The organism is Stenotrophomonas sp. P5_A9, assembly GCF_056400525.1.
In genome coordinates this window covers 52673-67452 of the sequence record NZ_JBFULC010000005.1, presented here as the reverse complement: position 1 = coordinate 67452, position 14780 = coordinate 52673, and the positions used below count along the sequence as shown (strand labels likewise).

9 protein-coding genes are annotated in these 14780 nt (G+C 65.9%); 1 reads left to right on the top strand and 8 read right to left on the bottom strand.

The annotated features are described in order from the left end of the window. Positions 1-52: 52 nt before the first annotated feature. Complete coding sequence (locus AC1DR7_RS03020) at positions 53-1108, top strand: LacI family DNA-binding transcriptional regulator (RefSeq protein ID WP_457318997.1); 1056 nt, start codon at positions 53-55, stop codon at positions 1106-1108. A gap of 17 nt (positions 1109-1125) precedes the next feature. Here the strand turns inward: AC1DR7_RS03020 and AC1DR7_RS03015 are convergent, their stop codons facing one another. From AC1DR7_RS03015 to AC1DR7_RS02980, 8 genes are all read right to left on the bottom strand, one after another. After that, positions 1126-3690, bottom strand: a complete 2565-nt coding sequence (locus AC1DR7_RS03015; protein WP_478076390.1) for a glycoside hydrolase family 3 N-terminal domain-containing protein — start codon at positions 3688-3690, stop codon at positions 1126-1128. Continuing rightward, positions 3687-5096: a sugar porter family MFS transporter gene (locus AC1DR7_RS03010; protein WP_256774337.1), complete on the bottom strand. Its 1410-nt coding sequence runs from the start codon at positions 5094-5096 to the stop codon at positions 3687-3689. Before AC1DR7_RS03010 ends, AC1DR7_RS03015 begins: the two co-directional genes overlap by 4 nt. A gap of 47 nt (positions 5097-5143) precedes the next feature. Beyond that, entirely contained in the window at positions 5144-6478 is a 1335-nt protein-coding gene (gene xylA, locus AC1DR7_RS03005) for a xylose isomerase (protein ID WP_256774338.1), read from the bottom strand. A gap of 44 nt (positions 6479-6522) precedes the next feature. Beyond that, positions 6523-8016 carry a xylulokinase gene (gene xylB, locus AC1DR7_RS03000; protein WP_478051598.1) on the bottom strand — a complete coding sequence of 498 codons (1494 nt, stop codon included), beginning with the start codon at positions 8014-8016 and terminating at the stop codon, positions 6523-6525. Between the two features lie 64 nt (positions 8017-8080). Next, positions 8081-9610: a tryptophan halogenase family protein gene (locus AC1DR7_RS02995; RefSeq protein WP_478076389.1), complete on the bottom strand. Its 1530-nt coding sequence runs from the start codon at positions 9608-9610 to the stop codon at positions 8081-8083. A 13-nt stretch (positions 9611-9623) separates the two neighbouring features. Next, a complete protein-coding gene (locus tag AC1DR7_RS02990; protein WP_478051599.1) occupies positions 9624-10625 on the bottom strand; it encodes a cupin-like domain-containing protein in 1002 nt (333 codons plus the stop codon). A gap of 21 nt (positions 10626-10646) precedes the next feature. Continuing rightward, positions 10647-11405 carry a SapC family protein gene (locus AC1DR7_RS02985; RefSeq protein WP_478051600.1) on the bottom strand — a complete coding sequence of 253 codons (759 nt, stop codon included), beginning with the start codon at positions 11403-11405 and terminating at the stop codon, positions 10647-10649. A 68-nt stretch (positions 11406-11473) separates the two neighbouring features. After that, positions 11474-14611 (bottom strand): TonB-dependent receptor, encoded by a 3138-nt coding sequence (locus AC1DR7_RS02980; RefSeq protein WP_478076388.1) that lies wholly within the window; start codon positions 14609-14611, stop codon positions 11474-11476. Between the last annotated feature and the right edge of the window lie 169 nt (positions 14612-14780).

The window sequence follows — 14780 nt, the reverse complement described above, 5'->3', positions numbered from 1 at the left end:
TCCGGACGTGCTTTGGCTGCGACAGCGTCAAAAAGAAGAACGGGAGCGCGAATTGGACAAGCCGAAGAAGTCGGTCCGCCGCAAAGCCAGCGGTGTGACGATCGACGAGGTGGCGGCCCTGGCCGGGGTATCGCCGATGACCGTGTCGCGGGCGATCAACCAGGGCAAGGTGCGCGATGACACCCGCGAACGCGTCATGCGCGCGGTGCGTGAACTCGGCTATACGCCCAACCTGGCCGCCAGTTCGCTGGCCGCCGCACACCACACGCGCATTGCGTTGATCTACACCAATCCCAGCGGTGCCTATCTGCGTGAGCTGCTGGTCGGCCTGCTGCGGGTGGCGTCCAACGCGGCCATCCAGCTGGTCATCCACTACTGGGACAACCTGGACCCCGACGCCGAGCGCAAGGCTGCGCGTGCCTTGGACGGACGCGTGGATGGCGTCATTCTGCCGCCCCCGCTGTGCGAATCGCAGCCGGCCGTGACCGAACTGGTCAAAGCGGGCATCCCGGTGGTGGCGATCGCATCGGGTCACCTCAGTGACGATATTTCCTGCGTCCGCATCGACGACTTCCACGCCGGCAAGGAGATGGCCGAACACCTCATCCAGCACGGTCACCGTCGCATCGGCTTCATCCGCGGCCGCAACGACCTGAGCGCGAGCGCGCGTCGCTACGATGGCTTTGTCACCGCCCTGCATGAGGCCGGGCTGCAGGTCGAAACCGGCCTCGTCCAGCAGGGCGACTACACCTACCGTTCGGGGCTTGCCGCCACCGAAGCGCTGCTGTCCCACCCTCGGCCACCGACCGCGATCTTCGCCAGCAACGACGACATGGGCGCGGCGGCGATCTCCGTCGCACACCGCCGCGGCCTGGAGGTGCCCCGTGACCTGTCGGTGGTGGGTTTCGATGACACCTCGGCCGCAACAACCGTCTGGCCCGAGCTCACCACGATCCATCAACCCATCGCCGCGATGGCCGACGCCGCCATCGATATCCTGCTGCGCACCATCCGCCGCAAGCGCGACCAGACCCGCGTGTTGACCGACCACGTCGTGCCACACCGGCTGGTGGTGCGCGACTCGGTCGCGCGCCCGCCCAGGCGCTGAGGGCGCACGACGCATCGTCACGCGCCCGGGCATGCGACGGTGGCCTCCGCTTCGTTCAACGCGCCGAGGGCGACGCGTGACACCGAGAGCGTCATCGCGCCCGCCGTCCCGATGGACCAGGGGCGGTCCAGCTTGCCGACATCCGCGCCAGCCGCCGCCAGGCACTTCAAGGGCACGCCCACGCGCGTCCACTGGCCCAMAGGCAGTTTTGCCAGCGTCGGCCCCAGCGCAACGCGTGCCGAGCAACCCGTGCCGCAGCCCACCGCCAACCATGCCTCGCCCTGGGGTGCAGTCTCAACCCGCAGCGTGGTCAACAGCATCAGGTCACCGTTGCTCTCGCGCTGCAGGTCCAGCGCCGTGTGCGACTGCAGCGCGGCCACCGCTTCCCCCTTGCCCGTCCACGCCAGCCGGCGACCGTCTTCCTGTGCAAGGTGATCCACGCCGGTGACATTCAGCAGGCCACCCTCGAGGGATTCCGGCACCTTGGTGACGGTCACGCCCTGCCCCGTGCTGCCCTCCAGCCGCAGGGCCATGCCGGACCCGGCATCGCCGCGCGCGAAGAACACACCCACCGCCCCTTCGTTGCCGGTGACGCCGGAGACCTCCGGCAGCGCGGCCAGATCGCCGTTGTCGGTGTAGGTCAGGCCGAAGCCGAAGGCGAACAACGGGTTGTAGTCCTTCTGCCCGACGTTGTTGGCGTACTGCGTTGCCGTGCGCGGCCAACTGAAACTGAGCTTGCCCTTGAAGTCGTGCTGCACGCGGCCGTCCGGCCCACGCAGCAGCACGTCGGCAATGCCGGCGCCTTCCGACCCGGGCAGCCACGCGGCCACGAACGCATCGGCGGCATTGATCTCCCGGTTGACCCACAACGGGCGCCCGCTCAGGAACACCGCGACCACCGGAATGCCGTCAGCTTTCAGTCGCTTGATCAGGGCAAGGTCGGCATCGTCTCCCGGCTTGTAGGCCAGTGTCGGCAGATCGCCCTGGAACTCCGCATAGGGATTTTCCCCAAACACCACCACGGCGACATCCGGCTTGGTCGCGTACGTCCCGTCCACTGCAAGCTCGGCGTGGCCGCCGGCGGCCTTCGCCTGCTGCGCAATGCCTTCGAAGATGGTGTCCGCGTTCGGAAAATCCTTTCGGGTGGTGCCGGTGCCCTGCCAGTTCAGTGTCCAGCCGCCGGCCTGCTTGCCGACATCGTTGGCCCCGTCACCGGCAACCAGGATGTGTTGCCTCGGCGACAGCGGCAGCACACCGCCCTGGTTTTTCAGCAGCACCAGCGACTCGCGCACCGCCTGGCGTGCAACGTCTCGATGCGCGGGTGCACCGACGAGCGCGAACTGCCCACCGACCGCACGCGACGACGGCTTGCCCGCCTCGAACAACCCCAGCCGCAGCTTGACCCGCAGGATCCGGCGCACCGCATCGTCCAGGCGCTGCTGGGGGATGGTGCCTTTCATCACCGCGGCCAGCGTGGTCTCATAGAAGCCCTTCCAGCTGTCCGACGCCATGGCCATGTCCAGGCCCGCGTTGATGGTGGCCGGGCAATCGGTGGTGGTGCAGCCCTTGACCTGCCCGTGGCCGTTCCAGTCGCCCACCACGAAACCACCGAAATGCATCCGGCCCTTCAACGCATCGGTCAGGTACGGCTTGTTGCCGTGCATTTTCTCGCCGTTGACGCTGTTGAAGGACGCCATCACGGTCTGCGCGCCGGCCGCGATGGCCGGCGGATACCCGGCGGCGTGGATGCGCACCAGCTCGGCCTCGCTGATCCGGGTGTCGCCCTGGTCCTTCCCATCGGCAGTGCCGCCGTCACCGAGGAAATGCTTCACCGAGGCGATCACATGCCGACCGTCAAGGAACGCAGGCGAGCCCACCTTGCCCTGCAGGCCCTCGACCATCGCGCCGGCATAGCTGGCCACCACCTCGGGCGATTCGGAATACCCCTCGTAGGTGCGCCCCCAGCGGTCATCCTGCGGTACCGCCACGGTTGGCGCGAAGGCCCACTCCATGCCGGTCGCCCGGGTTTCCAGCGCGGTGATTTCACCGATCCGCCGCAGCAGTTCCGGGTTCCGCGCGGCGCCCAGGCCGATGTTGTGCGGGAACAGGGTTGCGCCGATGATGTTGCTCTGCCCGTGCACGGCATCGATGCCGAAGAGCACCGGAATGGCCTTGCCGCCCTGCGAGGTATCCATCGACGCCTCGTAGAACGCATCGGCCAGCGCCAACCATTGGGCAGGCGCGGCATCGTAGCGGCCGCCGGGGTCGGAGTTGCCGCCGGCCAGGATCGAGCCGAGCCGGTATTTGCGGAGGTCATCGGGCGTGATGCTGGCGATATCTCCCTGCACCAGCTGGCCCACCTTCTCCTCTACCGTCAGTGTGGCCATCAGGTCGGTGATGCGCTTCTCCAGCGCGGCGTCCTCGGCCAGCGGCCAGGCGACCTGCGGCCACGGCTCCGGGTCGGCCGGCGCGGCGGCAACGGGCTTGTCTTCGTTCCCGCAGGCAACCAGGGCCAGCATCAGCGCGGCCAGCAGCACGCCACGGTGGGTGCGGGTAAGGCGTGGATTGGTCATCGTGTTCATCCTTCCATCTGCTCCAGTTCCTTGCCCTTGGTTTCGTGCACATACTTGAGCACGAAGACGACCGAGATGATGGCCGCCACCAGGTAGATGCTGTACGTCGCCGCCAGCCCGATGGCGGCCAGCAGAATGGGGAACGTCACCGTGACGGCGAAGTTCGCGGTCCATTGCGCCGCACCGGCCACGGCCAGCGCCGAGCCACGGATCTGGTTGGGGAACATCTCACCCAGCATCACCCACATCACCGGGCCCCAGGAGACGTTGAAGAACACCACGTAGGCATTGGCCGCCACCAGCGCCAGCGTGCCCATGTGCCCGGGCAGCTGCAGGCGGGCGTCCACCAGCGAGCCGCTGGCGAATGCCACCACCAACAGCGCCAATGACACTGCCATGCCGGCCGAGCCGACCCATAGCAGCGGCTTGCGCCCGATGCGGTCGATGAGCAGCACGGTCACCACGCAGGCGCCGATGCTCAGCGCACCGGACAGCACGTTGATCAGCAGTGCGTCGTTTTCGGAGAAGCCGACCGCCTGCCAGAGCACGGCGCCGTAATAGAACACCACGTTGATGCCGACCAGCTGCTGGAAGATGGCCAGGCCGACGCCGACCCAGACAATCGGGCGGATCCGGCCGGTCACCTTGTTGCGCAGATCCGACAGCCGCGGGCGATGGTGGTCGGTCGACAGCGAGGCGTCGATCTCGGCAAGCTTGGCCTGCGCCTCCGCCCCACCGAACAGCCGCGTAAGCACGTGCAGCGCCTCGTCCTTGCGGCGCTTCACCACCAGGTAGCGCGGGCTTTCGGGAATGGTCAGCAACAGCGCCAGGAACAACAGCGAGGGCACCGCCTGCATCCAGAACATCCACCGCCACGCCGCGTGCCCCCACCACAGCGCCTCGGTCGAGGCACCGGCGGTGGCCGCCAATAGATAGTTGGACAGGAACGCGACGGTGAGGCCGCTGATGATGGCGATCTGCTGGACCGTGGCAAGACGGCCCCGGTAACGCGCCGGCGCAACTTCGGCGATGTACGCCGGCGAGATCACGCTGGCCGCCCCCACGGCAAAGCCCCCCATCACCCGCGCGAGGATGAACATGACCGAAGAGGACGCCGCGCCCGCGCCGATCGCCGACAGCAGGAACAACACCGCCGACACGATCAGCACGTTGCGCCGTCCCAGGCTGTCGGCCAGCCGGCCGGCGCTGAAGGCACCGATGGCGCAGCCCAACAGCATCGAGGCGATCTCGAACCCCTGCATCCACTCGCCGGACCTGAACGCCTGGTGCAGGCCGTCCTGGGTGCCGTTGATGACGCCGCTGTCAAACCCGAACAGGAATCCGCCAATCGTCGCCACCACGCTGATCAACACAATCAGTCGGGTGTTCTCCCCGCCGCTCATTGCCTGGTTCATTGCCCTGCCCCTCCCCGGTTGGGTGTCATCGCTGCGAGCGGTCACGCTCAGCGCAGCAGGTACTGGTTGAGCAGGTTCTCGTAGCGCTCCTGCTTGCCGCTGATCTGGCTGGGTTCCCCGCCCTTGGCGCCCAATGCGGCCAGATCCGTGAGGCTGAGCGCGCCTCCCGCGAATTGCTTGCCGGGACCGTTGTCGAAGCTGGCGTAGCGCGCGTTTCGCCACTGTTCCAAGGGCGAGTCGTTCAGCAGTGCGTGGGCCACTTCCAGCCCTCGCGCGAACGCATCCATGCCACCGATGTGGGCGATGAACAGATCCTCGAGATCGGTGGATTCGCGACGCAACTTGGCGTCGAAGTTCAAGCCACCTTCCAGCCCACCCTGCCGAAGCACCACCAGCATCGCGCCCACCGTGTCGTACAGGTCGGTCGGGAACTGGTCCGTGTCCCAGCCGTTCTGCGCGTTGCCGCGGTTGGCGTCGATGCTGCCCAGCAAACCGTGGTCCGAGGCAACCTGCAGGTCGTGTTCGAACGTATGGCCGGAGAGCGTGGCGTGGTTCGCCTCGATATTGAGCTTGAAATCCTTGTCCAGGCCATGCTCCTTGAGGAAGCCGACGACGGTGGCGCTGTCGAAGTCGTACTGGTGCTTCATCGGCTCCATCGGCTTGGGCTCGATCAGGAAGTTTCCCTTCAGGCCGATGCTGCGGCCGTAGTCCCGCGCCATGCCGAGGAACCGCGCGAGGTGGTCGACCTCGCGCTTCATCTGCGTGTTCACCAGCGAGGCATAACCTTCGCGGCCACCCCAGAACACGTAGTGTTCGCCCCCCAGTTCCACCGTCGCCTCCAGCGCCGCCTTCACCTGCACCGCCGCACGCGCCACCACGGCGAAATCCGGATTGGTCGACGCACCATTCATGTAGCGCGGGTGCGAGAACAGGTTGGCCGTGCCCCACAGCAGCTTCACGCCGGTCTCGTCCTGGCGGGCCTTGGCCAGGCCCACCATGTGCTTCAGGTTCTTTTCGTACACGCCGACATCGTCGGCATCCGGCGCCAGGTCGATATCGTGGAAGCACCAGTACGGCACGCCCAGCTTGGTGAAGAATTCGAACGCCGCATCCACCTTCGCCTCGGCAGTCGCCATGGGCGAGCCGACCTCCCAGGGAAAATGACGCGTGCCCGGACCGAAGGGGTCATGCCCGGCGTTGCAGAAGGTGTGCCAGTAGCAGGCCGCGAAACGCAGATGTTCCTGCATCGTCTTGCCACCGATGACTTTCTTGGCGTCATACACCTTGAACGCGAGCGGGTTGTCCGAGCCCCGGCCTTCGAAGGGGATGCGGCCGATGCCGGGGAAGTACGTCTTGGCGCCGATGAAGGGCTGATTGCTCATGGTGCGTGTTCCTTCCGTTGTGCGAGGTGTCGCGAAAAAGGGGATCAGCCGCGATACAGCGGCATGAGGGCGTCGAGATGTCGCAGGAAACGTGCATAGGCCGTGGCGTAGGCGTGCGTACGCGTCGGGTCCGGCTGTGCGGACTGCAGCGGATCGACGGCAACGTGCCGGTCGGTCAGCTCGGCGATGGAGGTCGCGTCGCCGCGCGCGTGACCCAGCGCCCACAGGGCCTGCAGTGCTGCACCGAACGCCGCGCCTTCGGACTGGATCGGCACGTCCACCGGCAGGCCGAACACATCGGCCACCAGTTGCCGCCACTGCGCGCTGTTGCTGCCGCCACCGGTCAGCACGATGCGGTCGAACTGCATGCCCGCGCGCACAAAGGCGTCGTAGCCGTACTTCAGGCTGTACGTGGCCCCTTCCATGGCCGCGCGGTAGAAGTGCGCCGGGGTCATGTTGGTCGTGTCCAGGCCCGCCAGCACCCCCTTGCCCAGGGGCAGGTCCGGCGTGCGTTCGCCATTGAGGAACGGCAGCATCACCAGCCCGTCGGCGCCGGGCGGCGTGGCCCGCAGGTGCCCATCGCCAAAGCGGGTGCTGAAGCCGAAGGCGTCGGCGACCTGTTCGGTCACCACGGTGCAGTTCATCGTGCAGATCAGCGGCAGCCAGCCGCCGGTGGACGAGCAGAACGCAGCCCACGCCCCCTCCGGGTCCACCACGGGCGTGTCCGAATAGGCGAACAGGGTGCCCGAGGTACCCAGGCTCATCGCCAGGCGGCCGGGCACGACGCAACCGGTGCCGATGGCCGCCATCATGTTGTCGCCCCCGCCAACGGCGACCTTCACCGTCGCGGGCAGCCCCAGGGCCGCCGCCGTGGTCGGGTCGATGTCGAACACCTCCTCGGGCGCGGCAATGCGCGGCAGGCAGGCGGCGAGGTCGCGTTGCGAATCGGTCGCGCGCAGCAGTTCGGTCGACCAGGTGCGGGTTCGCACGTCCAGCCAGCCCGTCCCCGACGCATCGCCGTATTCGCAGAAGCGTTGGCCGGTCAACACGAAATTGAGGTAATCGTGCGGCAGCAGAATGGTGGCAAGCCGCGCGTAGACCTCGGGACGATGCGTCTTGGTCCACGGCAGTTTGGAGGCGGTATAGCCGGTAAGGACAGGGTTGCCGGCCAGTGCGATGGTGCGCGCCGTGCCGCCGAGTGCGTCCATGATCTGCACGCACTCGGCCGAGGTACTGGTGTCGCACCACAGCTTGGCCGGCGCCAGGACCTCCCCGGCTGCATCGACGGGTACAAAGCCGTGCTGTTGGCCCGAGACCGCCAGCGCGGCGATACGGGATCGGACCTTGGGATCAATCGCAGCGAAGCAGCTATGAAGTGCTGCCACCCACTCGGCCGGCTGCTGTTCACGGCTGCCGTCGGCGGCGGACGCCAGGTCCAGGGGCGCGCTGGTGCTGGCAACCAGACGGCGCCCGGCAGGGTCGTACACCACGACCTTGAGACTTTGCGTACCTGCATCTATTCCGGCAACCAGTTCCATGTTTCCCACTCCGTCCCCACATGAAGGTAGCGCTACCATTTCCAGGCAGCAGCATGCTGTTCTGCTATGCCAGGGCTGAGGCCCGTGGCCATACGTCCTGCGCAGCCTTGCAGTAGCGATCGATGAACRCGGCCTGCGAGGACATCGTCGCGACGGCGTGCTGCACCGGTTGCCGGATCCGCGCCAACAGCGTGCGCAGATCCGCATCGTCGATGGCACGTGCAAGCGGGTGCGCAGGACCCGGCGCAATCCCCTGCCCCATCAACACGCTGGTCCAGGACTCCACACGGAACAGCTCACCGGGGTCCTGCCAGGCATGGGCACGTTCGCGCCAGGCGCGCAGCCGCATCGCGAGCGACTCGGGCAGCGCCATCTCACGGCAGGCTTTCCACATCGGCTCGTCGCGCTGGTTGGCGTGGTAGTGCAGGATGATGAAGTCGCGCACATGCTCCATCTCCTGCCGGCTGACATCGTTGTACAGCGCCATCAGCGTCGGGCTGACGCCGTCGAACGGGAACAGCTGGATCAGCCGCACCACGGCACTGATGGTCAGGTGGATGCTGGTCGACTCCAACGGCTCGATGAAGCCACTGGCGAGCCCGAGCGCCACCACGTTCTTGTTCCACGCCTTAAGGCGACGTCCGCTGCGGAACGGAACCAGCCACGGATCCCGCAGCGGCGGGCCATCGACGTCACGCAGCAGCTTGGCCTGCGCCTCGTCATCGGACATGTGCCGGCTGGAGAACACCAGCCCGCAGCCGACCCGGTGCTGGAGCGCGATATGCCATCGCCACCCGGCTTCGTGCGCGATCGCACGGGTGTAGGGCACCGGCGGCGCGATGGACTCGGTCTGCACCGCAACAGCGCGATCGCTGGGCAACCATTCGTGCCAGTCCTCATAACCGGTCTGCAGGGTCTGCTCGGTCAACAGGCCGCGGAATCCCGTGCAGTCGATGAACAGGTCGCCCTCGATGACCTGCCCATCCTCCAGCACCAGTGACGCGACGGAGCCGTCATGGGCGTGTTGTTTGACCTCGCGGATCTTGCCTTCCACCCGTCGCAGGCCGTGCCCTTCGGCCTTGCGTCGCAGAAATTTGGCATACAGCCCGGCATCGAAGTGATAGGCGTAGTTGAGCCGGGGTTGGGTATCCAGCGAGAACTGGTCGCCGCGCGAGGCGACGCTTTCCAGGCAGAAGTCACCCAGTTCCGACGGCATGCCGCGGCGCAGGCTGTCCAGCCAGAAGTGGTGGAACGGCGTGGCCAGGGTTCCCTGCCCGATCGTGCCGAACGGATGGATGAAACGATCGCCGGGTCGACGCCAGTTCTCAAACGAGATCGAGAGCTTGAACGTGCCGGCAACGGCGCGCAGGAACTCCTGCTCGTCGATCTGCAGAAAGCGGTGGAACGCACGGATGGGCGGCACGGTCGACTCGCCGACACCCACCGTGCCGATCTGCTCGGACTCCACCAGGGTGATGTCCAATTGGTCGCGGAACTGGTGCGCCAGCGCACAGCCGGCCAGCCAGCCTGCGGTGCCGCCACCGGCGATGACGACCTTGCGGATACGCCCTTCGGTTGTGTTCGCCACGTTCAATGCGGTGCCCTCATCAGCGGTTGAGTCGAGCCAGCAGCTGGGCGCGCATGCGGCGCGCCTGCGTCTCGTCGAACGGTGCCAGGTCGCCCCGGGCAGCGTCGGGCAGGTGCTGTCCTGCACGCGCACCCGGACCGAATACGTAGTACTCGAAGATCTTTGCCCAGGCCTGCTTTTCGCGCGCCGGCAGATCGCGCACGGCCCACATCGCGTGGTGGAGGGCCGGCAGCGGCGAGGGAAGGAAGGCCGGTGAACTTCGCCACCAGTAATTCACCAACACGTTGAAAGGCGCCAGGCCGCGCACGTGGTGCCACCACATGCTCGGAATGAAGATCGCATCGCCCGGTTCCAGCACGGCGGTCTGCGCGCTTGCCAGTGCATCACGGAAGCGCGGGTGGCGCGCGAAATCCGGGCGGTCGAAATCCACTACGCTCACCACCTGCCCGCCTGGCGTAGGCTCCAGCGGCCCCGGATACAGATTGTCGATCTGCTCCGGCGGAAAAAGCGTGAACCGGCGCCGGCCCACGGCGCAGCACGCCAGGTTGTCCGGGGTGTCGAAATGGCAGGAGGCCGTCACCCGGTTGCCGATCCAGATGCTCGCCGACGCCTCGATGCCCTGCCCGGCCAGGCCGGCATCGTTGGCCTGCGCAAAGCCGGGGAGCGCCCGATCAATCAGCAGCGAAGCGACATAGTAAGTAGGTGGCCGTGGTGCCTCGAGCGTGTCTTCAATCTCGGCCAGCACCTGGGTCAGCAGGCCGCGCCGAACCTCAATGTTCAAGCGGGTGAAATCGTCGTTGTAGAACGGACGCCCTTCGATCTCGGGCCCGCCGAACGAATACGGGACAGGCACGCCCGCCTCGAAGCGGCGCAGATAGCCCAGCGCCTCCTGCGCGGAGCGCAGCCCGGCCTGTACCAGCGGCCAGTCGCGTGCGATGCCGCGCAGTACCACCGGTTCCCCGGCGGACACCAGTGACGCCAACGGCAGTGCCGTGGGCTCCACGTCCTCCAGTGTCCGCATGGCAACGCCGTCCAGCACCCGTCAGTTCCTGCCGGCCGCAGTGGCGACATCGGCGATGCGCAGGCGCCGTTGCTTCTCGGCGATCAGGCGTCGCATGTTGTGCAGCGAGGCCAGCATCAGGTAAGCACCTTCCAGATAGCCGGCACGGTTGAGTTCGGCGAGCGCGGGACCGTCCAGCAGGGCCAGGCGGTCCCGGTCGATCGCGTGCAGGCCGTTGACGCTGACCCGATGCTGCGGTTCGATCTGCACGTCGAGCGTGATGGGTTGAATCAGTTGGTGTGCATCGAGTCGGGCAAACATCGCTGCGCCAAAGGCATGGCCGTCGTGGATGCCACGCAGCACGCCTGCGATGTGGTCCAGGTAGGGCGTGTTGCCGCCTTGCGGCAGGAACACCGGCTCACCCTGCATCGCCTTCACGCGCGGATGGTCCAGGTCTACGTGCAGCACCGCTTCCTGGCTGGGTGCGCCATCGATCCGGCTCTCCTGGAAGCCGATGAGGAACGGCCCCTTGGCCGCTGCCCCGGGCAGATAGGCGGCATTCCAGCGACCTTCCTGCAGGAACAGATTTTCGTGCTGCTCGAACCCGAGCAGTGCCACCGATTGCCACTCGCCGGTGGCGACGTCCCTGCGAAGGAAGATGGGATATTCCCGCTGCAGTTCGGCGAACTCGCTCGGATAGGCCGGCACCATGCCGACGGCGTCACCAAACTCGGGTCCGAAGTCGGTGGCCACGCGCAGATCGCGGTGGGCGATGTTGTTGAGCATTTCGTAACGCGGCATGGTGTTCTTCCAACCCCATCAGGACCTTTGAACGGGTGCCGCTGCCAGGGCAGCGGCACCCCCACACATCAGAACCTGTAACGAACGCCGAGCATGTAGCGCGGGCTCTGGTCAGCCAGCTTCACGATCATCTGCGAGGTGCGCGAGCGCCAGCGGACGTCCTCACCGGTCAGGTTGATCGCTTCCAGACCGAACGACCAGTGATCATCCAGGGTGTAGTTCACGCTGAGATCCCACTGTTCGTACGGTTCCACGTAGTACGGATTGCGGCTGGCACCCTGGTTGGCGAGGATCAGGTACTGGTCACGCCAGTTCCACGCCAACCGCACCGACCAACCGTATTTTTCGTACATTAGCACGGCGTTTGCGGTGTCACTGAGGCCCGTCAGCGCGAACTGGTCGATGCCCGGATCGCCCCCGTTGTTGTAGCCCACATCGCCCTTCACCAGGGTGTAATTGGCGAGGACGCCAAACCCGGTATCACCGAAGAAGTACTGCCCGCCCAGCTCCCAGCCGTGCAGCTTGGCCTGGTTCTGATTGATGGGACGGTTGACGTTGAACTGGTACAGCGGGTCGCCGGCCTGCCCATACAGATCGTAGGCCGCTTCGGTCGCCAGGACCTGCGCGTCGGTACCCGTATAGGCGCCCAACCCGGCCGGGTTGTTGCGCAGCAGCGCCAGCGCGGTGAACAGGGCCGTGTCATTGGCCGAGCAGGCCGCCGCATTGGCCGCACCGACCTGGGTGATACAGGCGCCGCTGTTGAGGAATGCCAATGCCGCCTGCGCATCCGGACCGGAGGTGGGATCCCTCAACCCGTAGAGATTTTCCTGCACGATGGTGTTGCCGACGAAGTTGTTGACCGACTTGTTCCAGTACGTCAACGACACATAGCTCGCATCAGCGAAGTACCACTCCAGCGCCAGGTCGAGGTTGTCCGACTCCAGCGGCTTCAACTGCGGGTTCTGGGCGGTGCCGCTGGCCCGCGAAGAGGGATCGATCAGCACCGAGCCAGACGGTTGCTGTGCGGTCGGGCCTGCGTAGAGGTTGCCGATCGGCGCGCGCGCGATGCTCTTGCCGAACGAGACGCGCGCCTTCAGGTCGTCCATGAGGTCGATGCTGAAGTCGAGGTTGGGCAGGAGGTAGCTGTAGCTGTTCTTCTCGGTGAACGGCTGCTGCTCGTCGGACAACACCACGCGGAAGTCGTTGTTGGACTGCCACTCGATGGCCTCCGGGATGGCGATGACCGACGTCGACACCACATCGGTTGTTTCATAGCGCACGCCCAGACGGGTATTGGTGCGCAGGCCGCCCAGCTCGCCGTCCAGCTCGACCTGGAAATAGGCCGATTTGGTCTTCTCCTCCACGAGGTTGTCGGCGGCGCGCTGCGGGCTCACGCCGAGGTTGGCACCATAGTTGTCCGCCGCCCACTGCGCCAGGCGGCCAGCATCGCCGCGCCAGGCGGTGAAGCTGTTGGCGTTGTAGTCGTTGAACAATCCGACGATGTTGACCGGCTGCAGCAGGTCCATCAGCCCGTTGGCAACATCCCCGTCCACGTTGGTCACGCCCCAGTCGCCCAGGGTGTTGTAGTTCTCCGCTGCCTGGATGCGGTGGGTGGTCTGCTTGCTCGAGTCCACGCCAAACTGGAAGCGCCCCTTGTCAAAGCTCCACTCACCGTCGATGCGACCCTGCTTGATCTCGCTGACCTGGGTCTGCGAATTGATGCGCAGCACCTGCGAACCGATCTCGCCCGGCGCAAAGCCCGGATTGACCACACCGTTGGTTTTGGCAATGGCATCGGCCGTGCTCGGGTACCAGACCTGGGTACCCACCGGCAGACCATTGTTGAAGTTCATTTCCTGCACCCACGAGCCACCGCAATGCGGCCCGGTGGTGCAGTTGTTGGTGCCGGCAATGCTGCTGAAGATGGATCCGCCCCCGGTGAGCGGATCGTTCGGCCGGCTTTCGTTCTTTGAATCGTGCGCGTCGAAGGTCAGCTTGAAGCGGTCGGTGACGTTCCACAGTGCATTGAAGCCGAGCGATCCCAGCTTGTACTTCTGCATGCTGCGCTGCTGTTCAAGCCCGAAATCCTTGGTCCCTGCGATTTCGCGGATATAGATCGGCGTAGCCACCGCACCGCTGGTGTCGAACGTTACATCGGTGTAGTTGCTGTTCTGCAGCCACATGCCCTGTTCGCCACGATTCTCGGTGATCTCGTTGGTCGAATAGGTGTAGTCCAGGGTCAGGGTCACCGCGTCGGTCGGCGCGAACTGCAGCACCGCCTGGCCATTGATGCGCTCACGTTCGAACTCGGAGAACGCATAGCGCAGGTCGTTGGGACGTCCGTACAGCGCACCGATCGCCGGCGCGTTGACCACGGTCGGGTTGCCGGGCATCGTGCCGGTCCACGGTTGCACGTTCCAGTAGTTGTCGGTGGCCTGCACCGAGCCACCCTTGCGTTTCTGGTAGCTTGCGCTCACCCCGACACCGAAGGTCTTCTCCGGGTTGCTGTAGCTGAAGATGCCGGACAGTTCCGGTGTCAGATCGTTGCCGAACGGCTGACTCTCGTCGGAGACGACCTTTGCACCGGCACTGGCCACGGTGCCCGCGTGGTCGAACGGCCGTGCGGTGAGGATGTTGATGGTGGCACCGATACCCCCGCTGGGGACATTGGCCTGGCTGGTCTTGTAGACCTCGATGCCATTGATGGCTTCAGCGGCCAACTGGGCGAAGTTGAAGGCACGCGTACCCCCATCGACACCGCCGATGGMGACCYGTCCGGAGGCACCGAACGCATCCGCGCCGGGCATCTGGCGGCCGTTGAGCGTCACCATGTTGAACTGGGGGCCAAAGCCGCGTGCCGTGACCTGCGCACCTTCACCATCACGGCGTTCGATGGAGATGCCGGTGATGCGTTGCAGCGATTCGGCCAGGTTGGTATCGGGGAACTTGCCGATATCCTCGGCGCTGATCGCATCCACTACGCCGGCCGAGTCCCGTTTGATGTCCATCGCCTGGCTGAGGCTGTTGCGGATGCCAGTGACCTGCACGGCATCCAGCTCGGTCGGGTTGGGCTGGGCCTGGCGTTGGGGTTGGACGACCGGTGCCGGCGTTGACGCGTCTTGTGCGAATGCGGGATTGATGACCAGAACGCCGCCTACAAACGTAAACATGGCCCTGGAGGTGAACTTCGCCAGCGTCCGGCTCATGAACGAGCCCTCCGGTCTGGCGTACGACGGAACGTAGAAGCGCTCATGACTCTCCCCTCTGACATACGATCGAATGGATGTACCGCCCCTCCTGGGGGCACGTACGGGCGATGCCCGTCTTCCACACCGACATCGCAGCGCGCTGTGCGCTTGCTGCGACTCAAACTCG